We start from the raw sequence: 22,714 nt of genomic DNA on the forward strand, positions 1-22,714 counted from the left end.
GCATTTTGCGATTACTATATAATGAGTCATGAGCAAAATTCTTAAGGTTATGCTTACAGCAGCTTTGTTTTTTCGTGTTTTTACATCCTTCGCTTATGCTTCCGGAGGAAGCAGTTTACCCAGTGTTGCATTTTCTCCCGGAAGTGGATTCACAGGAGTAGGTGAGGAGTTTTGGGTTGACATTCTGGTAAATACTGCGGGGCAGAATTCGTTATCCACGAGAGTTGTATTTGAATTCGATCCTTCATATTTCGAGGTTACAAAGGTTGAACGAACCAATATGTACTGTAACTATCCTACCGGGGCCGCAGAGTATGGTGTATCAAATGATAGTGGATATGTTATTATTACTGGATATTGCTCTTCTTCCTATACAAATACCAGTGTTCCAGAGCGGTTTGCAACCGTATATTTTAGAGCTTTAAGAATTGGTGACACCAATCTAAATTTTCGATATAACGGAGCTGATTCACCTGGAAATACAGTCATTTATGGAACAGGTAGTCCGCCTGCAAACATTCTAACAGTTGCTCCTTCGGTTGGATCTTACAAAATTGTTACAGACATAAGTGGATACACTCAAAGTTCTCCTTCTACCGGAGTTGTTGACTATGTTTTTGCCGGGGTATCGGTTCTTGTAATTGGTGGTGGTATTTTTGTATACTTTAGGAATAGAAAAAAACTTAAATAATTTAATATATTAATGTGTTGAAAAAATACGTTTTATATTTTCTAACAAGTATTACGTCGGCTTGGATAATAAATTCAGTGCTTTCCGGAATTATTATTGCAAATCAGGCAACGCTTTTTCTTGTTGCACTTTTAATTACTGCGGCAATCTGGCTTACCGAGTATGTTTACAGCCAGTTAAAAAAGAAAAATCTGTTAATTTTTCTCTTAATGGGGACGCTTATTGGATTTTTTGTGATTTATATTGGAACGCTTTTGTTTGACGGTTTTGCATTTACCGGAGGCTCACTTGCGCCTTTGGATCTTGCAATCCTCGAGACTCCTTCTATTCGAAGTGTTGACAGCGTTCTTACACTACTACTTGCCTCGTTTATTTTTACAATTATTGCATTTGTGACTAAGTGGGCAAGTACGGGTGAAGGCAAAAAGAAAGAGAGTAGCAAGGAATAGATAACAAGAAACTGTAATCTGTGTGCGGCGGGCCGATTGGCCCGCCGCATATTAACCATTATTCGAGATCCAGGTAATCAATCATTAACCCATCCGCAACAGCAATATCTTCAGAATTTCCATTGAACACATAAGTTTCTAAACCTATTGTTGCCATAATATAGTTAGGTTGACCAACTGTTCCAAGACACATATCTGTCTCAGTGAATCTGTAAGGGGTGTAGGTCCAGTTGCCAGCACTTTCTGAACGAACTAATCCCACATGGTCCTCACCTTTTGATTCGAATACAATTGTGTACTCGGAGATATCCTTTTCCAAAATGTCGCATTGAAACCCTATTGGACCAACTACATGTAAAGACCTTTCTTCTATATAAAGTTCCGATTCTCCATTAGAAAGCCTGACCACACTTTTATCATGAATTGGGTATATTCCTTCGACATCACAACCATCTTCAGATTGCTTACAAAGAGGGGCGAAGAAGCTGATGCCTTGTTCTTGGGGAATTCGGGCATCAAGCTGTAAAACGTTTACAGTTACCTCTGTAACCTGCCAGCTTGCAGGTACTTTTATTTGCTTGTCATTTGGTAGTTTTAATGTATATGATGTACTTAACGATTCGATATTTTCATCGGTAATCGTTTCCTCTTTTTCAGTTCCTGTGCCATTGTTGTTCGAGGAGAACAAGGTGTTTACTACCGGAGTCTTATTCTCGATAAACAGTCCGGTAGCAATACCTAAGAAGAGCACAGTAATCATTGACAATGCAATGACTAACCCTTTGTTTTTAACCATTTTAAGTTTTGTAAATTTATGTTGGTTATGCATAGTAATACGAACGATATAAAAAAAAGTAACAGTACTTTCCTCGCTATTATGGGTTGAATACTTCTGTGTGAACTCGCAGGGGGATTGAATAATCGAGCCTTAAGATTGGTAGTTGGAGCTCTCGGAGAAGGGCTTTTGGTTTCTGCAAAGAGTCTAAACCGATTAGTGAAGTTTTACTTAATTGGTCAACGTGAAGGAATAGATATGGAAGAAGCTCTTGATGAGCGTTTTGCAAGACTAAGAAGACTTTATCAAAGTTCCCTGCAGGCGGTTGATTAGCTCATTCTCTTGTAGATCGACAAAGGATTTCCAACACAAGCTACCGGCTAAATACTACTTCACCGTACAAGTCCGAGACATGTCTGTACTATTTCACTACTTACTATCCTCTTCTTGGAACATAAGGAATAATCTTTTTTGCAAGTTCCATAATGGGCATGCTTTGTAGCCATACTTTGCCTGGACCCTTTACTGTTGCCAAAAACAAGCCTTCACCACCAAACAAAATGTTTTTAAATCCTTTAACCATTTGAATGTCTGCAGTTACACTGTCTTCATATGCGGCAATATATCCGGTATCGACTAGTAGTTCTTCTCCTTCTGTTAAGAGACGTTCTTCAACTGATCCTGCAACTTCGATAAAAGCTTTGCCTTTGCCTGATAATTTTTGAAGGATAAAGCCTTCACCGCCTAAAAGTCCCATTCCAAAACGTTTTGTTAAGTGAACGGATAGTTCTACTGTATTTTCTGCAACCATGAATGCATCTTTCTGTGTAATTATACTGTTACCTGATAAATCAAATTCAATAATTTGTCCTGGAAATTCCGAGGTAAAGGCAATTTCTGCGTCATCTGCTTCAGACGTGAAGGTTGCCAAAAACATACTTTCTCCGCTAAATGCTCGACCGATTGCACTCATAACACCGCCTCGCATATTTGTTTCCATTTTAATTTGTGGACTCATCCAGGCCATTCCGCCCTTTTCGGAAAACACGGATTCTCCTTTTGAGAGTTTCATTACAATGTATGGGAGATTTCCACCTTTTATTTCGTACTTCATTTTTTGTTATGTAAAAAATTATCAGATTTTAGTATAGCACAAATTTTACTTCTCATAGTGATCCTGTTGCTATAGTCTCTTGCTTGCTAGTCTATTCACTATTTCACTGCTTAAGTTTCCCTCGATTCCTATGTTCATCGGAAGCCATTTGCTTATTTTGCCTTTTTGCTAAAGCGATTTCTTCTTCTCACACTAGCTTTTCGGTGATTACTTGACTGTTTTACTACTTCACTACTTCACTGTTTCACTACGTTACTGCTTCACTGCTTAAGCTTCCGTTGATTCCTATGTTCGAAGTGAACCCTTTATCTGTTTTGCCTTTGTGTTAAAGCTTGCCACTTCTCTCATAGGTATCTTCCGGAGTGTATTACTTCACTGTTTCACTACTTTACTGTTTAAGGTATACTAAAGTAAGACTTAGTTTATGTTTATTTTAGAATGGCACCGGTAACAATAAAAGATATAATTCCCAGGCAGATTATTGATTCCCGAGGTAATCCCACCGTCGAGGTTGACTTAATTTTAACCGACGGATCGTTTCATAGAGCATCGGTTCCTAGTGGTGCATCTACCGGGACTCACGAGGTTGTAGAGCTTCGTGATACTAATGATCCCAAACGGTACCACGGTAAAGGTGTATTACAAGCATGTGTAAATGCCGAGGTCTTAATAGGTCCGCAAATTATGGGACTTGATCCAAGGCTTCAAAAACAAATCGATGAAAGCATCAGAGCTTCCGATGGAACCGAAAATTTTTCAAATATTGGAGCTAATGCAGCTTTGGCTGTGTCTATTGCAGTTTTAAAGGCAGGTGCATATTTAGAGAATGTACCCTTATATAGATACATAATGAAAATATTAAAAGATGAATATGGGCTGGCTTATCCTCCCAATCTGATATTTCCGACACCAATGTTCAATGTATTTAACGGAGGTGCCCATGCCGATAACAATATTGCAATACAAGAATTCATGATAATTCCATCCGGTATTCCTGACATAAGGGAAAAGATAAGAGCAGGTGCCGAAATTTTTCAAACGTTATTAAAGCTTCTTAGCAATCAAAAAATCGATACAGATGTAGGAAATGAAGGTGGTTTTGCTCCCGATCTTCCATCAGACGTTGAAGCAATGGAGCTCCTAATTAAAGCAATCGAAACATCGGGATACACTCCAGGTGATCAAGTAAATATTGGGCTTGATGTTGCTATATCACAATACTACGATGTCGAAAGAAAGTGGTATAAGTTGCCACATCAGCTTGTGAATGGAAAGGTGACAAATGTTGAAGGAACCTTTCAGGACGTTGTGGCCTATTACACAATGCTTTTAGATAAATACCCAATTCTTATTTTGGAGGATGGGTTTCACGAGGATGATTGGGAGGGCTTTGCAACTCTCAAACCAATTATGGATGTTAAAAATCGCTACTGTATGGGAGATGATCTTACTGTCACTAATGTTGACCGAATTCAGAAGGGTATTGATACAAACGCAATTAACTCGATAATTATTAAGCCAAATCAGATAGGCACGATAACCGGCGTATTCGAAGCTATAAAACTTTGCAAGGACAATGACATAAAAATTGCGACCTCACACAGATCCGGGGAAACTGTCGACACTACAATTTCACATATTGCAGTAGGAGGTCAGACCACATTTATAAAAGCCGGTGCACCTAGTCGGTCCGAACGTGCCGAGAAATATAACGAGCTTTTGCGCATGATTACACCGGATATGGTGATTAAGAGATAAAAAATGATCTTTGTAACGTTTATTTATGCTTTATTTGCAGTGCTAATACAGATGCATCTATAAATCCACCACTTCGTCCTTAATGGCTCTAAAAATGTTTGCCCAAACAGGAACAACGGTATCTGCCGAAAAAGTACTCGTAGTTGGCTCTTCAAGCTTTACAAGCATAATAAACTGCGGATTATCGTAAGGGGCAAATCCCACGAAAGTTACGTTAGTCTTTCCTTCTTGATATCCCGGGGCATCAATCCTTGCAATTTGGGCAGTTCCTGTTTTTCCGGCAATTTTGTATTCGGGAAATTCGTTAAGGTAATATCTGGCATCGCCTTCCGTAACAACAGTTGACATCATTTGTGATACAGAATCAGCCGTTTCTTTTGATATAGGGGTTGAAACAACTCTAGGTTCAACAATAAGTGTTTCATCCGGTCCGACTATTTTTTCAACAATATAGGGCTGCATTCGCTTGCCGTCATTTGCAATTGCCGAAATGGCTGAAATAATTTCGATTGGGGTTGCAGTAATCATTTGTCCGTACGAAGCAGTTGCAACGTCAAGTTTTGTCCATTCAGTGTGGTTAGGATAGAGTCCTGAGACTTCATCACCAAGGCCTATTCCGCTTTTTGTTCCAATTCCGAATTTTACAAGATAGTTATAATATTCCTCAGGAGTTAGTAACATTCCAATTTGTGCGGCACACACATTGTTTGACTTTTGGAGAACACCGGCAGGGGTTAGGGCTCCATCGGGACGTTTATTCCAAGTGTAGAGTTTATAGTCGTATACTTCTATATATCCATAATTATCATAACAGATATAGTTCTCATCAATTTTTCCAAGCTCAAGCGCCATTGAGATCGTAAGTGGTTTATTAACTGACCCGTATTCATAAGCATCGGATACAGCTCTATTTCTGTAAACTCCGGTGTCTTTTACTTCCCAATATTTATTTGGATCATAGGTTGGATAGCTTGCCATTGCAATAATTTCCCCTGTTTTGGGATCCATTACAATTGCGACTCCGCCTTTTGATCCGGTTTCGACTACTCCTTGCTTAAGTTCGTCTTCTACAATTCGTTGAACCGTTGAATCAATTGTTAGTACAATATCTTTACCGTCACGTGGGCGGATAGGATCGTAATCAGCCTCAAGAATAATATTTCCTAAGATATCCCTTTCCGAAAGTGAATAACCCTTTGTGCCTGAAAGTGCACCCCAATAAAATTGTGTAACGCCGTATTGACCCTCATCTTCACCATAATCATTCTTTTTTACAAACCCAAGAACGTTTGCTGCAAGTTTTCCGTTTGGATAGATACGTCGATACTCCTTTTCAAAATGAATTCCGAAAAGATTTTGTTCTTCGATTGCTCGTTTTGTTGAGTCGTCGATAAAATGCTTTATCGGATAGTAGTTTGGATTTTTTTCAATATTTGCTGAAAGTTCTTCATATGAAAATCCAAGTGTATCCGAAATAATTTTTAGAACGGTATCTTTTTGCTCTATAAATGTTTTCTTGTCATAACTTGAACTTCCTATCGAAAAATATAAAAACCATACAGGTTCATCTATAGAAAGGACTGTGCCGTCCGATGAGTAGATTATTCCCCGTTGTGAAACAATGGTTTCTTGTGCGCTAGTAAGGTTTTCCGCAGCCGTTCTGTATCGTTCATGAAAAACAATCTGCCATTTATACATTTGATAGACGATAAGTCCGATAAATATGGAAAAACCTAGGAATACCCAGATTAATCTTGGGAGCATATCGGACTCGGAATTACGACGTACATTCATTTTACTTAACCTGTGCCAAATTTCCTACTGGAAGGTATATTACCGTTTCAGGTGTTTTCATTTCAAGCTCTGTTTCTGCCTGAATGCGAATAAGTTCAGTGGAATTATAGTGTGCAAGATCATTTAAAACAGTTGCCGAGCTATCTGTGATTTTTTCAACTTCCTCTTCAATTTGTCTTAGTTCACTGCCGATTGGTAATAGTTGCGTCGAGGAATAAAGTTTGACTGTTATATAACTTAACACAGATATGAGTCCAATCAAAAAACAGATTGTAAGAGATGAAAGCCTTGGAATTTTGATGAATGATTGTCTGTTTTTGGGCAGTGTCACGGCAGTGTTTGTTATGTTATGTAGATTTTTCTATTACAAAAAGCTTGGCGCTTCTAGAGCGTTTATTTTCCAATACTTCTTCTTCTTCTGGGGTAAGAGGGACTGGGGTAAGAAGCGAAAGGCTGTCGAAGTTTTCATTAATGAAACTTTCAACAACACCGGCTTCGAGTGAGTGGTATGCAAGAATGACTAGTCGTCCCTTGTGAGAAAGTAAGGAAAATGCCTCCGGAAGCGCTGCTTTTAGGTTGTTAATTTCGTCGTTGACGGCAATTCTTAATGCCTGAAAAACCCGTCTTGCCGGGTGTTTTCTTCCTCTGTCGTAGTTTTCCGGCACTCCCTTGTAGATTGCCTTTACAAGCTCGTGCGTGGTTGTAAGCTCTTCTGCTTTTCTGGCTTTTATTATTTCTCTGGCAATTGATTTGCTATAACGTTCTTGTCCGTATACTGTAAAGAGTTTGGTTAGTTCGGACTCTGATAGAGCATGTAAAAGATCAAAGGCGTTTACTAATAGGTCTTTATCCATTCGCATATCGAGCTTGCTGCTTCCGTAAAAGCTAAAGCCACGATTTTTCTGGGCGAGCTGTCTACTACTAAGTCCAAGATCAAATAAGACTCCGTTTATAGATTCAATGTTGTGTTTATTTAAAATCTTTTTCATGGATTTAAAGTTGGCCTTTTCAATTATCCAGTTGTCAAGTTTGGCTAATGGGTTATTTGTTTTTACGAACTCTATACTTTCGGTATCGTGATCTAGGCTTACAAGCTTACCTGAGCCTAGTGCCTTAAGGATTTCAGTGCTATGTCCGCCATCACCTAATGTTGCATCAACGTAGTTCCCTTCAGGAACAATATTAAGGTACTCAATAACTTTCTCTAAAAGTACCGGTTTATGTACTGGTGCCTTATTCATTTCTGTTTTGGTTTGTAAGTTTTTGTGCAATTTCTTCACCATGTGTGTCAAGATAAGAAAGTCGTTTCTGCCAGCTTTCCGTGCTCCAGACTTCTATCCAGTTAAGAAGTCCGACAAAGACTACCTCTTTTTGTATTTGTGCATATTTAAAGAGATTGTCCGGGATCACAAATCGACCCTGAGTATCGGGTAATATTTCTTTTGCGCCACCAACCAAGATTCTGGCAGTATCCCTGACAAAATTATTAATTATTGAGCCGTTTGTGATTTCGCTTGTTATCTTTTCAAAGCGATCCTTGTTAACGAGCACTAAAGAATTTTCGTACCCACGAGTTATATATAACTTACCTTTTAGCTCTTTTCGTAGATCATACGGAATTGCTATGCGTTTTTTTTCTCCAACCTTTTGCATGAATTCACCTATTAGCATTGTAAAACCTGTTTATTTAAATTCATTATTCGGATTTGTTTCCAAGGTGGTAACCCCACATATCACCACTAGTCACCACCAATATAGCATGCTGAAAACGGGCTTGTCAAATGGTTGAATCATCTTTCGTAGGGACAGGTCTAGACCCGCACCTCCAGTTCGGGAAATTGCCAGTGGATAACCATTCTAAGAGACCGATCTTTGCATACACCTACACGCATTGGAAAATATATTGACCAGCTCGTTATTTGTTAGCAGGGGTGTGGGTGTAAGACCGTCACGGGGTTATTAGAGTCATGATCTTTTCGTTATTTGAATGTTGCGGCATGTCGGTCTAGACCTGTCCCTACTACGATATTTATCGATACTTACCGATATTTACCGGTATTTACCGGTATTTATCGATACTTACCGATACTTACAGTGTATAATACTGTAACCTGCATAATCTATATAAATAACGCAAGGTGAACGAATCAAAGTTGGTACAAACAGCACAAAACGGAGATAGCACCGCAATGCAGGCCTTATACGAAGAAAGCGTTAGTTGTATATACCGCTTTGTATACTCGTTCTCATTAGGAAAAGAAGTTACCGATGATATTGTCGCAGAAAGCTTTACAAAAGCGTTTGAAAAACTTAAACAATTTAGGGGAAAAAGCTCTTTTAAAACATGGGTGTATAAAATTGCAAGAAATGAAGTATACACATATTTCAACAAAAAAAGAGGGACCATTCCGATGGATGAAGAAAAAATAGAGCAAGTGGCTGATCGCATTGGTAATGATATTTTGCAGAGTCATGAAAATGATCGACATACCAATAATGACAATAAGAACGAGCGACTTGTAAGGAAAATACTAAATCAGTTGCCTGCCAGGCAGGCAGAAGTTCTAAGATTGCGGTTTATTTTGGGGTATACCGTAAAAGAGTGTGCACTGGAGTTAAAAATTTCCGAAGGCAATGTAAAGGTGATTCAGAATAGGGCATTGGGAAAAGCTAATAAGTTGGTGAATAAAGAAAATGGATAACATAAAGAGTGTGTTTAAACAATACAATAATTCAGTTAAACCGGATGATAGTACTGTTATGCGTATTTGGAACAGGATTAGCAGTAACCTTGATCAAATGTCTCAACGTGAACCTAAGGTTAATCCAAAGCAACTGATAAAATCCAAATCGTGGGCAAGATTTGTTTTGGGCTTTGCTAAAAATCTTTTAATAGGCGGTGCATTTGTTCCACTGTCCTTGGTGATTGGCTTTTTAACGTTTAATACCTTCGAGGTAATTTCTCGACATGTTCTACCCGGGGGAAATCTTGGCCTTAATCAGTTAGAATCTTCTGAAAATCTTTATGAAGAGGCGTTTAGCACAGAAGAAAAAAGGCTTAAAGAGAGTTCAGATATCGGTGAGTTGAATGCCATAGACTTTGCGTCTCCTCCAACTTCCATCGTGGATGACGAACATATAAGTGCCAAAGAAACAAATACCCGTGAAATCTTGGACAAAACCGAGACGCATAATGCTAAGGATGGTTATGTAAGAGCAATAATATATTTTGGAACTGGACTTATGGTAATAACAATCGGCTGGGGATTATATGGAGTTATAAGGCTTATAAGAAGTAGGATTGATTAAACAACATTAATCTGAAGTTTGCCTCGTTTGTATCCGGTTAACTTTTTGAAAGAAACCGTTCCTTCCTTTGTAGCATAGATGGTGAAATCTTTACCCATTTTGGTATTTTCGCCGGGATACATTTTGGTGCCAAGCTGGCGAATAATGATAACTCCGGGCTTAACACTCTGTCCTTCGTTTACTTTTAGACCACGTCTTTTACCTGCAACATTTACACCTTGTCTTGCTTTAGACGAGCCTGCCGCAACATGTGCCATGACTTTTTATCTCTGTAAGTTAATGCATTATAAATGCGGAGCTATTTTAATATATGTACACGACTTAGTCAATGATATTTGGTTATTCGCCTAAATCGACTAATCCTTGGGGGGCATCTTCATCTTCCGGGAGAATTGGGCCAAATTCCTCTTCCTCTTCATTGGTTACGATATCCGGTTCGACCGGTCTTGCTACTGCATTACCGTCAATCACGCTTACAACTCTCATAAGTTCGCCACAAAAGGGGCACTTGATTGTTTTTTCAATTTCCTCACCGCAGTTTGGACATTGGAGAACAATGATTTGATGATTGCAGTTGCCATGAGTGTTTTCTTCACCCTCTATTACTAGCCCGGTATCTGTTATTATTCTTTTGGTTTTACTGGACATTATAATGCAATCGGTTATGTAAATATTTATTAGTATACATGCCGGAGAGAGATTGTCAAATGGTAGTAAGTAGTAGGGATATGTCAATGACTTGTCCAGTAGTAAAGTAATACTCCGGAACATAGGAATCAACGGAAGCTTGCGCAGTAAAGCAGTGAAGTAATCCTCTCCGGAACATAGGAATCGATGGAGTATTAAATCGTAAAAAAGTGAGCAAGTGCTTACTCCGACAAAACAACAACGGTAAATTCACCCTTTAAAGGAATTTCATTTCCCAAAAGCTGTGCTATCTCTGTAGCCTTTTTTGTGACAATCTGCTCATGGATTTTGGTAAGCTCACGAGCAATACAGACGGAAGCTATCGGATATTTTTGTGCAATATAATCAAGGACGGATTTTATCCTTCTTGGCGATTCAAAAAATAAGAATGTTTCCTTGCGTGCAATATATTTATCGAGTACTTTGTGAAACTTTACGGTTTTAGGTAGAAATCCTATGAAGGTAAAAGGATAAGGAGGAAGTCCGCTTGCAGTAAGTGCTGTGGTGATTGCCGATGCACCAGGAATGGATACAACGTTATGTTCTGTAGTCTCTTTTATTTTGCGGACCACGGTAAAGCCAGGGTCGGATATAATAGGTGTCCCGCTTTCCGATACGATTGCCAGATTTTTACCATCGTTAAGTAGTTTTATAATACCTTCGGCTGATTCTGTTTCATTATGGTTTTCGTGAACCATTAATCTTTTTTTAATGCCGTATTTTCCTAAAAGTTTAAGAGTTGTGCGTGTGTCCTCGCATAAAATAACATCGACTGCCTTTAGGGTATCCAGCGCCCGCAGTGTAATGTCTTTTAGATTGCCAATTGGTGTTGCGACAAGGTAAAGTGTTGCCATATAATCAGTATACAGTAATCAGTGGAATAGTGAAATAGTGAAGCAGGAGAGATAGGTCTATGATTTGTTTATAAGTAGTAAGCAGTAAAACAATGAGTAAGAAAAGTGTGTTATAATATATATGCATAATCTGTAAAATATCAACAGATCCTATGGGGCAGCTAGAAATCATAACAAATTATCCTATTACTTATGGGCGTGATAAATTGCCATTATATTTAGATCAGGTTTGCCGGTATAATCCTGAAGTGTTTTGCAATACAACATCTGGTCATCAATTATTGTTTCGAGTTCCTAAATTTAATCTTTTTTCTTGGACCTCTTCACTTTTTGGGTGTCCGTCGCTTAGCTCAAATTTAAAATCAACCGTTGTGGATCTGGAGGTTTGGCTGGTTGATGGCGACAAGCTCTACTACAAACCGGTTTGTAATAATACTCTTCCTAATGAAGGATGGAGCAATGATTTGGGGGAGTACTCGGGATTTGGGCTTTTAGTTTATTGCAATGGAGAGAAAAGGGTAGATTTTGTAATTGAAAGGGATTTGGGGAATCTAGAAAGATTTGATCCCAAGAGTAAAGAGGCAAGATCAATTTGTAGCAGCTTGTTTGACTTAACTGTTTTAAAATTTGAGGATTTTAAGTTAATTGATTTCTTCACTCCGGAAGGTTCTATTCGTTGTGGTCTTTATAAGGGTAGATTATATGAGGGAGTAAGAACGGAGTATGAATTGGGTGAAAGGTTAGCTGCGGAGCTAGAAGCAAAAATGAGATTAGCTTATAGGAAGATAATGGCTCTGGATACCGGTTTAGCAATGATTGATGTTCTGTCGGGGTTGATTAATGACCAAATAAAAGAGAGCTTTCCGGGAATTTCAATTGAGGGGTATCGTTCAGCATTTGATGATAGCCGTGCTACCCCACTAACTCCACGAAATCAAGGAGAATTACTACCAGAACCATCTTCCGGTATAATCCGGCATTCACCTGAATCGCGTCCCAACTAAAACATCTAAGCAGGTTTCTGTGGAGGAAGTAGGAGCCAGTAAACCCGACACGTACGTTAATGACTGGTGTGTTATACTTATTCCATGAACATACTTACGATCTCAACAACAAATGCAATATTTCTTGGTTTCTATCATGATACCGTCCAATTGACGGCATATCTTGACCAAAACCCTTCAAATATTGCCGAAGATATAGATGAAATCTATAAAAGTGTTATCGGCACTGAGATACCTGAGCTTATTATAGTTGATTTGGGGCCCGGTTCCTTTACCGGTTCACGTGTTGGTGTTGCATTTGCCAAGGGATTGGCCTTGGCGTTTAATATTCCTGTTGTAGGTGTGTCGTTATTATCGGCAATTTGTTACCAGAAATATTTGACTTCCGGTAAGTCTTCCGACATGTATTCCGCACAAATTGATGCAAACAACGGAAATGTTTATACATTAGATTTAAACCTACCTTCCGATAATCTTTTAGAATCTCAACTTTCGATAGGGTTCAAAAAATCATCAAAGTTCGATGAGATTAATGATGCTGTATTTGATGCCATGACAAAGCTTGGACTGCAAATATATTCAACCGGACGTTCCTCCGACGTTTTAACGCTTGCGCCTATTTACGGTCGACCCGTTAATATTACTCCTCCTAAAAAGTGAAGGTTGCACTTGTAACCGATTCAATTACCCAGTTTGGTGGGGCACATAGGTTTCTGGTGTCGCTTTGCAAGCTTTTTCCTAAATCCGATATTTTTACTGCAATTTATGATAAAAGGGTTGATATTAACAAGGAGCTTTCGGGGCACAAGATATTTTCGTCGTTTTTGGGGCATCCGTTTCTTCGCCCGATTTTTAAGAATCATTATACTATCCTGTCTCCTCTTGCTTTTGAAAGCTTTGATTTTTCAAAGTATAATCTTGTTATCTCTATTACTGCGGGTGCTGCAAAAGGCATTATTACTCCTGTCTCTTGTAAGCATGTTAACATTATTCTCACACCTGTTCGTTACTATTGGAAGCTGGACAATCCTGACTTTTATACAAAAAACATAGGAATTCGCAAACTTTTTAAACCGATATTTGCTTTTACGGATGCCTATGTTAGGCAGTGGGATTTTGCTGCGGCAAAAAGACCCGATGTTAATATTTCGATTTCTAGCTATATTTCAACTATCTCTGAAAAGATTTACGGTATTAAATCAGATATTTTAGCTCCGCCCGTTGAGCTAAACGTTAAACCGGACACTACTTCTGCCAATAAGCTAATTGCAGAATTATCAATTAATAATCAACAGCCTATTAATGACTTTTACATTATTGTTACAAGGCTTTATCCTTATAAGCGGGCCGACTTGGCTATTTTGGCTTTTAAGAGATTGCGTAAGCACCTGTTAATTGTAGGGTCGGGTCCGGAAGAAAAATCGCTTAAGAAACTTGCCGGCAATTCTAAGTTCATTCATTTTCTACAGTTTTTGCCCGATGGTGTTATGTATGCACTTGTTAAGGCTGCCAAGGGGTTTATACATTGTGGAATTGAGGATTTTGGGATTGCCATGGTCGAGAGTATTTTCTTAAGTACGCCTGTTATTGCGTATGACCTTGGCGGAGCTTCTGATATTGTTAAGAAAGGTGTTTCCGGTATGCTTTTTAAATCTGCTAGTGCGTTGTGTGTTAAGCGGACTGTTGAAGAATTTGAGGGGTCAGCACTTTTTAAGTCTGGAGTTTCTGCTAAGGTTGTTGCTGAGTATAAGGACAGATATTCTCTTAAAACTTTTAAAGAAGGTTTGGAAAAGCAGGCTGGTATTAAGGTTCCAATGACTGCTGCCGCTGACAAAATTGCTCTTGTAAGGGATGATCAGGGTTTTGTGGGGAGGAGCTTAAGGGGGGAAGGGGATTGACACGAGACGTTTCCCGGTGTTAAGGTTTTGTAGAAGTTTATTTATATACAAATTCAATTCCCACATCTTTCGCCCTTTGCCTCTTAAATTCCCAAAACCTATCAGACTTCTTTGACGTAATAAGCACGTCCGGCATTAGTTTCCTTAAAAGATCCAAATGCTGCTTATTCCCCACCTTGGGATCTTTCGAAATAGTAACAGGATTAACAAACACCAAATCAATATCCCGTAAAGCACTTAAAACCTCTTTTCTTAAACCTTCTTTAAATATAGGCCTACTTGGGCCCTTACACTCGCTAACCGAAACATCGTTATCAATACATACGACTAAAAAGTCGCAATGCTTTTTAGCAAACGCAAAAAGCCTAACGTGCCCAATGTGCAAAACATCAAAAATACCGGAAATAAAGCCAACCTTTTTGCCGGCGGCTTTTGCCTTTTTAATAGAAGCAACTACATCATTCATATACAGAATGTTATCATACAATAAGGATTGCCAAAAGAGACCTAACTTGCTAGACTAATTGAACGTGGAAATTAATGTAAAAAACCGAAGAATGAAGAAAAACCCCCAAACCATAATAACACTTGTGCTATTAACTTTATTGGTTGCCGGACTAGGATACCTGATATATGCAGTTGCGGTCCCACTTCTTTCAAAGGTAACCGAATATGTGGAAAAAAACAACCAAACGATAGCAACAGCCGAGTTTTTTATATGGGACCGTGATGGAAAAATACCGCTAAACTACATAAACGGCTCAAACTACAATTTCATAATAACAAAGGTAGAAAAGCTAACAGACGTTAAAATAAACAAGCACATAGTACTTGACTATACAAACGGAGTTAACATAACCGAACTAAAAAACGATCCAATATCCAAAACCTACGGAGTAATCGGAATAATGATAAAAGCGAGCTATCTAAACGATAATTTGTCCGAAATAAAAAGCTTGTGTAACGCAAACTATTGCAACATTCGTTATCTAACCCAGTTTTTTATATACGACGATACAGCTTTGTCTGAAAAAGCATCAACACTTGTAAAAAAATATCCTCAAACATTTTCGATTTTTTCCGAAAACTATATCCAGGACAATAAAACAACATACAATGGCTACGAAAACAAGATCTTTTCAATAGAACAGGTGGCTTGCGATGATCCTAATTGCATAAAGAAAACAGAAACAGAAGCCTTTATGGGAAATACCATGAAGCAGGCACAAGACCGTAATGTTATATACCAGTTCGAATTTAGCGATAGGACCGATATGTACCACTTAAGTCAGTTGCCAAGAATAGTTCCAAGCGTTATTTATGAAGCAACACCAATTATAAAGTGGGATATTATTGCTCCGCATAATGGTGTTAATCAAAACGGTTATAGCTTGATTTTGTCCGACAGAACAAGAACATTTGAAGAGTACACTAGCAACTATCCAGTCGATATTTATATTGAAAAAGGAAATTCTCCCGAAAAGTCAGAACACACATACGAGTATTTAACTGGCAGATACACATCGCCATTTACCCAAGCCGAGCTGATTCCCGAAACAGAAGTAATTGGAAGTTCGCATAAATTACTTGTAAACGTGTGGGTTGATATTTCGTTTGGCGGATTTAAAAAGGCTGAAGGGTTTCTGCTGTACCCGGAAACCATCGATGTCGATTTTGACTTTTTAAGTTACACGCAAAATGCTGCAGTAGCAAATTTCGAACGAATCGCCTGGATTCCATCATGGGGATTTACCCCTGCGCTTACAGTCCTAAATGCAAATCCAACTGCATATACAACACTAAGTCCTGTATGGTTCGAACCCAATGAAACCGACGGCAGCCTTAATATTCTTGCAAACTACAACCATTCAACACTTTTTTATTTACAAAGTACGTATGGAGTCAAGATTGTGCCAACAATTGCACTTGTTGAAGATCGTTCGGCCGATATCTTAAGTAACATTCTTAACAACCACCTCGATGCTCATGTGGATGCAATTGTAAATGAGGTTGTAACCAGTGGATATGATGGTATCGACATTGATTATGAATCCACATACTTAGCCGATGCAAACCTTCTTATGGAATTTGTCCAAAAACTCGGTACAAAACTTCACGAAAACGGAAAAATTCTAAGCTTTACCGTACTTCCCAAGTGGGGTGACTCAATTAACTACGGATATGCTCCACAAACCCATCAGGCTCAGGATTGGCAAAAAATCGGTGAATTTGCAGATCAGGTTAGAGTAATGGTTTATGATTATCGTGGATCTTCGTCATTTTATCCCGGACCTACGGTTCCTTACACTTGGTATTTAGCATGCCTCAGATATGGGATTAGTAAAGTTCCGCGCGAAAAGCTTATAATGGGTATTCCTTTGTATGGATATACCTGGGGTCTTGATGATAACTTTAGTGAAATTACAAACCAAACCCTTAACGGTGCAGATATATATAAAGAACTTTGGAGTTTAGCTCCTTACGGAATGGAAAAGGTTGATCCTGTAGTTATTAGCGCATATTCAACCGTCCCGACACAAGCATATGCACAATCAAACAAATATGCATATTATAACCATTATGATACGTGGAATCGTGAACATGTAAACATTTTTGTGGAATCTTACCTTTGGTGGTATTCAAGTTATCTGTCAGAGGAAGATGTAAACGTAAGAATCAATGCTGCAGAGTCCGCTGGAGCGGGCGGTTTTGCAGTCTGGAGATTAGTAGAATATTAGACTTGTTTCTTTTAGTTAGATAAACCGTACCCTTAATTATGAGCCAAATAAAGAAATTTAAAATCCTAATTATTTCATGCTTGTTGATTGTTTTAGTTTTATTATGCGTTCTTTTAATAACAGCATTTGTTTTTCCTTTGTACATAGAGGAGAGAACTTACGAGTTTGAAAGCAGTCTGGATCTTAAGATTGTGTTCTTTGGTGATATACATGCAGGAGTTTCGGAAACTAAAATTTCACTTGCTAACCTGGTAGAGCGTATCAATAAGTTGGAACCGGATTTAATAATAATTGGGGGTGATTTTATAGAAGGATCTAAATCGGATCTTTCTGATCTTGACTCACTTTCAGAGTTAGACGCAACCTATGGTGTTTATGCCGTTCTAGGAAATCATGATTATCTGAACCTAAAAGAGGTGTTAGACAAACTTGACTACGAGCTTAAAATAAAACTTTTATTAAATAGCGGACAGGTTATCGAAACGACAAAAGGCACATTGTATCTTTATGGAATTGATGATATCTGGAATGGCGAAATATACGATCCATTAGTAGATATGCCTTCAGCCGACTATTCCATTTTGATCTCACACAATCCTGCGGTTTTGTATGATACCGGTTTTGTTGAGCAGTTCAATCTTATCTTGGCTTCGCATACCCATGGAGGACAGGCTTGTGTTCCGATTATTAATTATTGCCCCGTTTGGCCGTTTAAAGATCTTGAGCGAAAATACAGAACGGGACTGTTCGATTTAACAAACGATACCTCACTTATTATTTCTTCCGGAGTAGGTGAGAATTATTTCCCATTAAGAATTTTTGTTCGACCAACAATAGAGATTATAAAGTTGTAGTGATAAAATAGGGTATGAGAAATTTGTTAACTATTACAAGCAAAGAAAACCCTAGAGTTAAGGAGCTTTTAAAGCTATCTACCAAGCGAGGTCGCGATAAGTTAGAGCTTTTTATTGTAGAGGGACTTAAAGAGGTGGAGGTGGCTGCTTCCGAAAAAGTAAAAATGGTTTCTGTATGGTTCTCTGAATCAGCAAGTGTAACTTCGGGAGTTAAGTCTTTTTTATCGGGTTTGTCAGAATCAATTTCTTTAGTACAAACGCCTGATATACTATTTAACAAGGTTTCATACAAAAACAAAAACGAAGGAATATTGGCGGTTTGTCAAAAGGAGGAAAGAAAACTTCCGGAACTATCGGATAGGCACGATAGTGAACCTTCGTGTATTCTTGTACTTGATAGAATTGATAAGCCGGGAAACATTGGTGCCCTTTTACGAACAGCCGATGCGGTTAACGCAAGTGCCGTAATTATCACAAACCAATCTACCGATATGTTTAACCCAAGTGTGATTCGAAGCAGCGTTGGCACTTTTTTTACGGTTCCTTGGGTAGTGGCCTCTCAGGAGGAGACTAAAAAATTTCTTAAGTCTTTGCGATATATTGTAGTTGGAGCGGATCCTAGTGCAAAAAGAACATATTTTCAAGAAAAATTGCCGGCTAAAATGGCGCTTGTTGTAGGTAATGAACATGAAGGGTTGTCGGAGTTTTGGAAGACCAATACCGATCTTAACGTTTCTATTCCTATGCTTGGTAAAAATGATTCGCTAAATGTAAATGCAGGCACTGGGGTAATTTTATATCATTGGTTACTTTCTGCTCGGAGCTAGAATCTCCTGATATAAAGTTTCGATATCAACGATTGGGATTTGTTTTTGTCTAAGTGATTTTTGAATATTGTTAATAATCTTTTCCATAAGAATGTGACCCAGACTATAGTTTCCCATTCCATTTTTTGTATGAATAGTAATAAGCCGTTTAGGTTTTAGAATATTTAATACGTTTATTTCATCAATATGGGCAATAATGTATACAGAACCATCGGTTTCAAAAAAAATACGAGCATGAAGTCGCTTGTTTCCCGGTCCGCTTTGCAAGGTTAAAAGTCTTATCAAGTTGGCATTCTTGCCAAATAGCATGTGTAGCATCTTCTCCCAAGATGGAATAAAAAATCCTCCTAGGTTTGCAGTAATTCCAGAGTTACAGCCATGCCGCTGCTGCATTATTACCTGGACATTAAATCCTGCATCATGGAACAGTCGATTGAATATAGGTTTTGTTATGTGGATTTTGGAAGTAAGCCTTATTGCATGTTGTGCATTTTGTATTCGTTATTAAGTATTCGTTTCTCACATTTTGTTTTAATCTTTCTTTGTGCCAGAAATTTTATAGGGACTATTTCAGATCGTAGGTCTGTAAGTTTTGAGTAAGCTGCGTGTTTGAATTCTTTTGGTCTGGTAAGGAACTTTGCTAGTCCAACAAAAAATGCCAAGCTTTATTAGTATAAGTTTATGTTGTTTTAATAATAACTCGTTTTATTATCATGTCAATTTACTACTATGCGATTTCACTATATACTAAAATAATCTAAGTTTAGAAGGGATTAAATGGACGATTGTATTTTCTGTAAAATTATTAAAGGAGATATAAAGTCAAATATTAGATATGAAGATGATAATGTAATTGCGTTTGATGATATTAATCCTAAAGCTAAGGTTCATGTTTTGGTGGTGCCCAAAAAACATATACCGGATGTTAAGTCTATAACGGGTGATAAGACACAGCTTTGCAAATTTTTTGAATCGATCCAGAAGGTTATCCAAAAGGTTGAACTTGAAAATGGATATAAGCTATGTATTAATTCCGGAACGTATCAAGAAGTTCCTCATTTACATGTGCACTTAATGGCCGATTAAGGTTGGATTTGCTTAGCCTATGGTGTAAAATAATAGAGCTATTATTGTTCTTGCGGGATCGTCTTCCCGATGGACAGAAACGTCCATACGGGATTAAACGCTAGTAGTATTTTGGAGGAGTTCAAAATGCTATCCGACGATTCCCATTGTTGTCACTGCGGGATCGTCTAATGGTAGGACGGACGACTCTGAATCGTCTAATCGTGGTTCGAATCCACGTCCCGCAATATCCTGTGAGCTAAGGCGAACAGCTGATATTGCGTGTCCAGGGTGATTGGGGGCCCGCAACGTTCCTTGATTCGAACACACGATTCGTTTCTGGTTAAATTCTTCCCTAGAGTAGATGACAGGTATCAATTTTTCTGAGACAATAGATTATGACAAAAGCTAGAAATACAAGTACTGGTCAAAATTCCATTGTCCTTTTTAACCAGGTACAGGTTCGTCGCTATTGGGATAGGGATAACGAGCTATGGTATTTTTCAATAATTGATGTAGTCGCTATATTAACAGGTTCAACAACACCAAGAAGATATTGGAGTGACTTAAAATTTAGGTTAAGGGAAGAAGGAAGTGAAGTGTACGATAAAATCGTACAGTTGAAATTAATGGCAGCCGATGGGAAAAAACGTAGTACAGACTGTTTCTCAACTGAAGACCTGCTTCGTGTAATCCAGTCTATTCCTTCGCCTAAGGCTGAACCATTTAAACTTTGGCTTGCGAGAGTAGGGTACGAAAGAATAGAAGAAACAGAGGATCCAGAGCTTGCAATGGAGCGGGCTATGAAAACTTATCTTAAGAAGGGTTATTCACAAAATTGGATCAATCAACGTTTAAAAAGTATCGAGGTTCGAAAAGAACTTACCGATGAATGGAATAAACGTGGCGTTAGGGAAGGCTTGGAATATGCTATTCTTACAGATGAAATAACGAAAGCTTGGTCAGAAAAGACAGTACGTGACTATAAGGACTTTAAAGGATTAAAAAAACAGAACCTTAGAGATAATATGACAAACCTTGAGTTGATTTTGAATATGTTGGCCGAAGCAACAACTACAGAGATTTCAAAAAAGAAAAAACCCAAGAATTTTCCAGCCAGCAAGAAGATTGCCAAACAAGGAGGGACTGTTGCTGGAAATGCTAGAAAAGAGATTGAAGCGAGAACTGGACGGAAAGTAATCTCAAAAGGGACCGCCAAACATCTAAAAAAAATAAGCACCAAACGGGAAAATGAGTAGCTGACGTTGCCGGGTCCAGGGTGATTGGGGGCCCGCAACATTCAAAGTCTCAAGTTTATTTTTGTTGCTAATAAACCCTTGTTGCGTATACTTAATATATCAACTAATTTAGCTGGGTAGACATTCATGAAAAAGCTAAAAGCAACAAAATATTTACTCATCCTTTTAATTATGGCTGTATGTGCTGGTGTCATCTACTTTACCCAAAGAAAGCCGATAGAGCTTGTACTTTTGAAAAATCTACTTGAGCTGGCAAGAGCAGATACCGCCGCTATGTTACCCAAAAACTATTCATTTTTTATCTCGTCGAGCACCTTTATTTTCCTGCTTCCTGTTTTCCCGATTGGATTTACCTTTATATATAACCGACGTGAGTCACTACTTAAAGTGCTTATAGATTCTGTAATTTGTATTGTTTTGTGGACTCTAATTTGCGAAGGACTAATTAGATTATTGCCAGAAGTTCTATTAATCCGACCTACGATGGAAGGATACAATATAAGTGAGACCATTTTCTTCCCTCGGAGTTATCTTTATACAATCACTACGTTTCTGTGCATGGTCAGTGTAATTGGCAGTTTGATAATATCACTAATCCCTAAAAAGAAAGCTTCTAAAACCTAACCTCTACCACAATATAAACCTAATAAATTCGGCGAGTTCGGTCTCGTAAAAATCTTTATCCAGTCTGCAGAATCGATCAAAGTACTTGTACAAACTGTTTAAATCTTTATATAAAATCTCTTTTGCTCTGCCATTAGTTTTTACATTCACCCCTTGTGGAAAGTCAATAATCCAGGGCTTATTGTCCCACCAAAGTACGTTAAATGCTGACAAATCGCTTTGTTACAGAAAATTTTTGGGGAAAAGGAGCCTAATACTAGGCAATATAAAATTCCCCAGCGACGGTTGCTTGTGCTTTCATAAAAAACTGAGGAATTAATTTAACTGAGAGTATTATATACAGAAATCTGTTGTCAGGCAAGAAGTTCCCTTATGAGTTTTGAGATTTGGGATTCGGGGCCAAGTGAGTTAGCAAGTCTTGTTAATGGTCTTGTAACGAAAGCTTTTATTGTATCGATATCTGGAATTTCAAGAATAAATAATGGCTTAGGTTCGTAAGATTTACCTTCGATAGATAATTGGGGGAAAAGGTTGTTTAGCGGATTTGGGACAACAACTCTCATTTGTATTTATTCTTTAATTATCCCCCAGATGACTGAAATAACCGCACCCAAAAGGAAAATTCCCGGAAGTATAGCATATTTCCAATCAAGCTCGGTGTTTTCTATCATTGATATAAGAAGCATAGTTACAAAAGACATTCCTACAAATACTCCACCTGCGATTACTAATTTAAGGCCTTTTGTTATTTTCATAAATAAAAAGCCGTCAAGTTAACTGTGTTATTATATCACGTATACGTGTAATGTCATAAGGTTGCTTTGAAAATATGTTTAATCTGAAGTATAATTATACGTTCTACGGGCGCCCGTAGCTCAATTGGATAGAGCATCCCGCTTCTAACGGGAAGGTTACAGGTTCGATTCCTGTCGGGCGTAGGTTCTTTAAAATGTTCGACAGAAATCACTGTTTAAGCTTTCTTGTTGTTGCTGCAGGTGTTCGCAACATTCTTCC

29 protein-coding genes and 2 tRNA genes are annotated in these 22,714 nt (G+C 38.3%); 17 read left to right on the top strand and 14 right to left on the bottom strand.

Annotated features, from left to right (window positions below; all coding sequences use genetic code 11):
- The first annotated feature begins 28 nt into the window (after window positions 1-28).
- Both JW962_01245 and JW962_01250 read left to right on the top strand, forming a co-directional pair.
- Complete coding sequence (locus JW962_01245) at window positions 29-691, top strand: hypothetical protein (protein ID MBN1373945.1); 663 nt, start codon at window positions 29-31, stop codon at window positions 689-691.
- Between the two features lie 14 nt (window positions 692-705).
- Entirely contained in the window at window positions 706-1,140 is a 435-nt protein-coding gene (locus JW962_01250; protein MBN1373946.1) for a hypothetical protein, read from the top strand.
- Between the two features lie 58 nt (window positions 1,141-1,198).
- Here JW962_01250 and JW962_01255 read toward each other — a convergent pair whose 3' ends face one another.
- On the bottom strand, window positions 1,199-1,936 hold the full coding sequence (locus JW962_01255; protein MBN1373947.1) for a hypothetical protein: 738 nt from the start codon (window positions 1,934-1,936) through the stop codon (window positions 1,199-1,201).
- Window positions 1,937-2,053: 117 nt separating this feature from the next.
- On the opposite strand from JW962_01255, the gene JW962_01260 reads away from it, so the two are divergent.
- On the top strand, window positions 2,054-2,248 hold the full coding sequence (locus JW962_01260) for a hypothetical protein (GenBank protein ID MBN1373948.1): 195 nt from the start codon (window positions 2,054-2,056) through the stop codon (window positions 2,246-2,248).
- A gap of 103 nt (window positions 2,249-2,351) precedes the next feature.
- On the opposite strand, the gene JW962_01265 is transcribed toward JW962_01260, so the two are convergent.
- Window positions 2,352-3,029: a TIGR00266 family protein gene (locus JW962_01265; protein ID MBN1373949.1), complete on the bottom strand. Its 678-nt coding sequence runs from the start codon at window positions 3,027-3,029 to the stop codon at window positions 2,352-2,354.
- Window positions 3,030-3,467: 438 nt separating this feature from the next.
- On the opposite strand from JW962_01265, the gene eno reads away from it, so the two are divergent.
- Entirely contained in the window at window positions 3,468-4,787 is a 1,320-nt protein-coding gene (gene eno, locus JW962_01270) for a phosphopyruvate hydratase (protein MBN1373950.1), read from the top strand.
- Between the two features lie 57 nt (window positions 4,788-4,844).
- Here the strand turns inward: eno and JW962_01275 are convergent, their stop codons facing one another.
- From JW962_01275 to JW962_01290, 4 genes are read right to left on the bottom strand one after another with little or no spacing between them, the layout of a single operon-like run.
- Entirely contained in the window at window positions 4,845-6,581 is a 1,737-nt protein-coding gene (locus tag JW962_01275) for a penicillin-binding protein 2 (GenBank protein MBN1373951.1), read from the bottom strand.
- A 1-nt stretch (window position 6,582) separates the two neighbouring features.
- Window positions 6,583-6,912, bottom strand: a complete 330-nt coding sequence (locus tag JW962_01280; protein ID MBN1373952.1) for a hypothetical protein — start codon at window positions 6,910-6,912, stop codon at window positions 6,583-6,585.
- Between the two features lie 16 nt (window positions 6,913-6,928).
- On the bottom strand, window positions 6,929-7,822 hold the full coding sequence (gene rsmH, locus JW962_01285) for a 16S rRNA (cytosine(1402)-N(4))-methyltransferase RsmH (protein ID MBN1373953.1): 894 nt from the start codon (window positions 7,820-7,822) through the stop codon (window positions 6,929-6,931).
- Window positions 7,815-8,252, bottom strand: a complete 438-nt coding sequence (locus JW962_01290; GenBank protein MBN1373954.1) for a cell division/cell wall cluster transcriptional repressor MraZ — start codon at window positions 8,250-8,252, stop codon at window positions 7,815-7,817. The genes rsmH and JW962_01290 overlap by 8 nt, the downstream gene beginning before the upstream one ends.
- A gap of 467 nt (window positions 8,253-8,719) precedes the next feature.
- On the opposite strand from JW962_01290, the gene JW962_01295 reads away from it, so the two are divergent.
- Together JW962_01295 and JW962_01300 are read left to right on the top strand one after the other, a co-directional pair.
- Window positions 8,720-9,283 carry an RNA polymerase sigma factor gene (locus JW962_01295; GenBank protein MBN1373955.1) on the top strand — a complete coding sequence of 188 codons (564 nt, stop codon included), beginning with the start codon at window positions 8,720-8,722 and terminating at the stop codon, window positions 9,281-9,283.
- On the top strand, window positions 9,276-9,890 hold the full coding sequence (locus tag JW962_01300; GenBank protein ID MBN1373956.1) for a hypothetical protein: 615 nt from the start codon (window positions 9,276-9,278) through the stop codon (window positions 9,888-9,890). Before JW962_01295 ends, JW962_01300 begins: the two co-directional genes overlap by 8 nt.
- On the opposite strand, the gene JW962_01305 is transcribed toward JW962_01300, so the two are convergent.
- From JW962_01305 to rsmI, 3 genes are all read right to left on the bottom strand, one after another.
- Window positions 9,887-10,147 carry a 50S ribosomal protein L27 gene (locus JW962_01305; GenBank protein ID MBN1373957.1) on the bottom strand — a complete coding sequence of 87 codons (261 nt, stop codon included), beginning with the start codon at window positions 10,145-10,147 and terminating at the stop codon, window positions 9,887-9,889. The two genes, JW962_01300 and JW962_01305, sit on opposite strands and share 4 nt — an antisense overlap.
- Before the next feature lie 82 nt (window positions 10,148-10,229).
- Window positions 10,230-10,538: a hypothetical protein gene (locus JW962_01310; protein MBN1373958.1), complete on the bottom strand. Its 309-nt coding sequence runs from the start codon at window positions 10,536-10,538 to the stop codon at window positions 10,230-10,232.
- 221 nt (window positions 10,539-10,759) lie between these two features.
- Entirely contained in the window at window positions 10,760-11,431 is a 672-nt protein-coding gene (gene rsmI, locus JW962_01315) for a 16S rRNA (cytidine(1402)-2'-O)-methyltransferase (protein ID MBN1373959.1), read from the bottom strand.
- A 152-nt stretch (window positions 11,432-11,583) separates the two neighbouring features.
- Between rsmI and JW962_01320 the strand changes: the two genes are divergently transcribed.
- The 3 genes from JW962_01320 to JW962_01330 all read left to right on the top strand — a co-directional run bounded on the left by JW962_01320 (window position 11,584) and on the right by JW962_01330 (window position 14,333).
- Window positions 11,584-12,435 (top strand): hypothetical protein, encoded by an 852-nt coding sequence (locus JW962_01320; protein ID MBN1373960.1) that lies wholly within the window; start codon window positions 11,584-11,586, stop codon window positions 12,433-12,435.
- A gap of 84 nt (window positions 12,436-12,519) precedes the next feature.
- Window positions 12,520-13,095, top strand: coding sequence for a tRNA (adenosine(37)-N6)-threonylcarbamoyltransferase complex dimerization subunit type 1 TsaB (gene tsaB, locus JW962_01325; GenBank protein ID MBN1373961.1), 576 nt, complete (start codon window positions 12,520-12,522; stop codon window positions 13,093-13,095).
- The gene (locus tag JW962_01330) at window positions 13,092-14,333 is read left to right on the top strand and encodes a glycosyltransferase (GenBank protein MBN1373962.1); all 1,242 of its coding nucleotides are present in this window, start codon (window positions 13,092-13,094) and stop codon (window positions 14,331-14,333) included. Before tsaB ends, JW962_01330 begins: the two co-directional genes overlap by 4 nt.
- Window positions 14,334-14,370: 37 nt before the next feature.
- Here JW962_01330 and JW962_01335 read toward each other — a convergent pair whose 3' ends face one another.
- Window positions 14,371-14,799 (bottom strand): adenylyltransferase/cytidyltransferase family protein, encoded by a 429-nt coding sequence (locus tag JW962_01335; GenBank protein ID MBN1373963.1) that lies wholly within the window; start codon window positions 14,797-14,799, stop codon window positions 14,371-14,373.
- A 91-nt stretch (window positions 14,800-14,890) separates the two neighbouring features.
- On the opposite strand from JW962_01335, the gene JW962_01340 reads away from it, so the two are divergent.
- From JW962_01340 to JW962_01350, 3 genes are read left to right on the top strand one after another with little or no spacing between them, the layout of a single operon-like run.
- A complete protein-coding gene (locus JW962_01340; protein MBN1373964.1) occupies window positions 14,891-17,071 on the top strand; it encodes a hypothetical protein in 2,181 nt (726 codons plus the stop codon).
- Window positions 17,072-17,109: 38 nt separating this feature from the next.
- Window positions 17,110-17,925 carry a metallophosphoesterase gene (locus JW962_01345; GenBank protein MBN1373965.1) on the top strand — a complete coding sequence of 272 codons (816 nt, stop codon included), beginning with the start codon at window positions 17,110-17,112 and terminating at the stop codon, window positions 17,923-17,925.
- 14 nt (window positions 17,926-17,939) lie between these two features.
- Complete coding sequence (locus JW962_01350; GenBank protein ID MBN1373966.1) at window positions 17,940-18,752, top strand: RNA methyltransferase; 813 nt, start codon at window positions 17,940-17,942, stop codon at window positions 18,750-18,752.
- Here the strand turns inward: JW962_01350 and JW962_01355 are convergent.
- Window positions 18,732-19,145 (bottom strand): hypothetical protein, encoded by a 414-nt coding sequence (locus JW962_01355; protein ID MBN1373967.1) that lies wholly within the window; start codon window positions 19,143-19,145, stop codon window positions 18,732-18,734. The two genes, JW962_01350 and JW962_01355, sit on opposite strands and share 21 nt — an antisense overlap.
- A gap of 384 nt (window positions 19,146-19,529) precedes the next feature.
- Here JW962_01355 and JW962_01360 point away from each other — a divergent pair, with 384 nt between their 5' ends.
- The 4 genes from JW962_01360 (at window position 19,530) to JW962_01375 (ending at window position 21,700) form a co-directional block, all read left to right on the top strand.
- On the top strand, window positions 19,530-19,838 hold the full coding sequence (locus tag JW962_01360) for an HIT domain-containing protein (protein MBN1373968.1): 309 nt from the start codon (window positions 19,530-19,532) through the stop codon (window positions 19,836-19,838).
- Between the two features lie 156 nt (window positions 19,839-19,994).
- Window positions 19,995-20,065 (top strand) — tRNA-Gln (locus JW962_01365).
- Between the two features lie 150 nt (window positions 20,066-20,215).
- Complete coding sequence (locus JW962_01370; GenBank protein MBN1373969.1) at window positions 20,216-21,076, top strand: Bro-N domain-containing protein; 861 nt, start codon at window positions 20,216-20,218, stop codon at window positions 21,074-21,076.
- Between the two features lie 126 nt (window positions 21,077-21,202).
- Window positions 21,203-21,700 (top strand): hypothetical protein, encoded by a 498-nt coding sequence (locus JW962_01375; GenBank protein ID MBN1373970.1) that lies wholly within the window; start codon window positions 21,203-21,205, stop codon window positions 21,698-21,700.
- A 3-nt stretch (window positions 21,701-21,703) separates the two neighbouring features.
- On the opposite strand, the gene JW962_01380 is transcribed toward JW962_01375, so the two are convergent.
- The 3 genes from JW962_01380 to JW962_01390 all read right to left on the bottom strand — a co-directional run bounded on the left by JW962_01380 (window position 21,704) and on the right by JW962_01390 (window position 22,455).
- Window positions 21,704-21,913, bottom strand: a complete 210-nt coding sequence (locus JW962_01380) for a hypothetical protein (protein MBN1373971.1) — start codon at window positions 21,911-21,913, stop codon at window positions 21,704-21,706.
- Between the two features lie 140 nt (window positions 21,914-22,053).
- On the bottom strand, window positions 22,054-22,263 hold the full coding sequence (locus JW962_01385; protein ID MBN1373972.1) for a hypothetical protein: 210 nt from the start codon (window positions 22,261-22,263) through the stop codon (window positions 22,054-22,056).
- Between the two features lie 6 nt (window positions 22,264-22,269).
- Window positions 22,270-22,455 (bottom strand): hypothetical protein, encoded by a 186-nt coding sequence (locus tag JW962_01390; protein ID MBN1373973.1) that lies wholly within the window; start codon window positions 22,453-22,455, stop codon window positions 22,270-22,272.
- Window positions 22,456-22,564: 109 nt separating this feature from the next.
- Here JW962_01390 and JW962_01395 point away from each other — a divergent pair.
- Window positions 22,565-22,638: transfer RNA gene (locus JW962_01395), tRNA-Arg, on the top strand.
- Window positions 22,639-22,714 lie beyond the last annotated feature (76 nt).

It is taken from the genome of Candidatus Dojkabacteria bacterium (genome assembly GCA_016927995.1).
Taxonomy (GTDB): Bacteria; Patescibacteriota; Dojkabacteria; order JAFGLO01; family JAFGLO01; genus JAFGLO01.

What these genes read in the sequence shown, in the direction of transcription:
- JW962_01310 (MBN1373958.1), bottom strand. Translation starts at nt 10,538, where the DNA reads ATGTCCAGTAAAACCAAAAGAATAATAACAGATACCGGGCTAGTAATA.
- JW962_01305 (MBN1373957.1), bottom strand. Translation starts at nt 10,147, where the DNA reads ATGGCACATGTTGCGGCAGGCTCGTCTAAAGCAAGACAAGGTGTAAAT.
- JW962_01345 (MBN1373965.1), top strand. Translation starts at nt 17,110, where the DNA reads ATGAGCCAAATAAAGAAATTTAAAATCCTAATTATTTCATGCTTGTTG.
- JW962_01370 (MBN1373969.1), top strand. Translation starts at nt 20,216, where the DNA reads ATGACAAAAGCTAGAAATACAAGTACTGGTCAAAATTCCATTGTCCTT.
- tsaB (MBN1373961.1), top strand. Translation starts at nt 12,520, where the DNA reads ATGAACATACTTACGATCTCAACAACAAATGCAATATTTCTTGGTTTC.
- JW962_01360 (MBN1373968.1), top strand. Translation starts at nt 19,530, where the DNA reads ATGGACGATTGTATTTTCTGTAAAATTATTAAAGGAGATATAAAGTCA.
- JW962_01340 (MBN1373964.1), top strand. Translation starts at nt 14,891, where the DNA reads ATGAAGAAAAACCCCCAAACCATAATAACACTTGTGCTATTAACTTTA.
- JW962_01265 (MBN1373949.1), bottom strand. Translation starts at nt 3,029, where the DNA reads ATGAAGTACGAAATAAAAGGTGGAAATCTCCCATACATTGTAATGAAA.
- JW962_01320 (MBN1373960.1), top strand. Translation starts at nt 11,584, where the DNA reads ATGGGGCAGCTAGAAATCATAACAAATTATCCTATTACTTATGGGCGT.
- JW962_01355 (MBN1373967.1), bottom strand. Translation starts at nt 19,145, where the DNA reads ATGCAGCAGCGGCATGGCTGTAACTCTGGAATTACTGCAAACCTAGGA.
- JW962_01300 (MBN1373956.1), top strand. Translation starts at nt 9,276, where the DNA reads ATGGATAACATAAAGAGTGTGTTTAAACAATACAATAATTCAGTTAAA.
- JW962_01350 (MBN1373966.1), top strand. Translation starts at nt 17,940, where the DNA reads ATGAGAAATTTGTTAACTATTACAAGCAAAGAAAACCCTAGAGTTAAG.
- JW962_01275 (MBN1373951.1), bottom strand. Translation starts at nt 6,581, where the DNA reads ATGAATGTACGTCGTAATTCCGAGTCCGATATGCTCCCAAGATTAATC.
- JW962_01335 (MBN1373963.1), bottom strand. Translation starts at nt 14,799, where the DNA reads ATGAATGATGTAGTTGCTTCTATTAAAAAGGCAAAAGCCGCCGGCAAA.
- JW962_01290 (MBN1373954.1), bottom strand. Translation starts at nt 8,252, where the DNA reads ATGCTAATAGGTGAATTCATGCAAAAGGTTGGAGAAAAAAAACGCATA.
- JW962_01245 (MBN1373945.1), top strand. Translation starts at nt 29, where the DNA reads ATGAGCAAAATTCTTAAGGTTATGCTTACAGCAGCTTTGTTTTTTCGT.
- eno (MBN1373950.1), top strand. Translation starts at nt 3,468, where the DNA reads ATGGCACCGGTAACAATAAAAGATATAATTCCCAGGCAGATTATTGAT.
- JW962_01375 (MBN1373970.1), top strand. Translation starts at nt 21,203, where the DNA reads ATGAAAAAGCTAAAAGCAACAAAATATTTACTCATCCTTTTAATTATG.
- rsmH (MBN1373953.1), bottom strand. Translation starts at nt 7,822, where the DNA reads ATGAATAAGGCACCAGTACATAAACCGGTACTTTTAGAGAAAGTTATT.
- JW962_01390 (MBN1373973.1), bottom strand. Translation starts at nt 22,455, where the DNA reads ATGAAAATAACAAAAGGCCTTAAATTAGTAATCGCAGGTGGAGTATTT.
- JW962_01385 (MBN1373972.1), bottom strand. Translation starts at nt 22,263, where the DNA reads ATGAGAGTTGTTGTCCCAAATCCGCTAAACAACCTTTTCCCCCAATTA.
- rsmI (MBN1373959.1), bottom strand. Translation starts at nt 11,431, where the DNA reads ATGGCAACACTTTACCTTGTCGCAACACCAATTGGCAATCTAAAAGAC.
- JW962_01255 (MBN1373947.1), bottom strand. Translation starts at nt 1,936, where the DNA reads ATGGTTAAAAACAAAGGGTTAGTCATTGCATTGTCAATGATTACTGTG.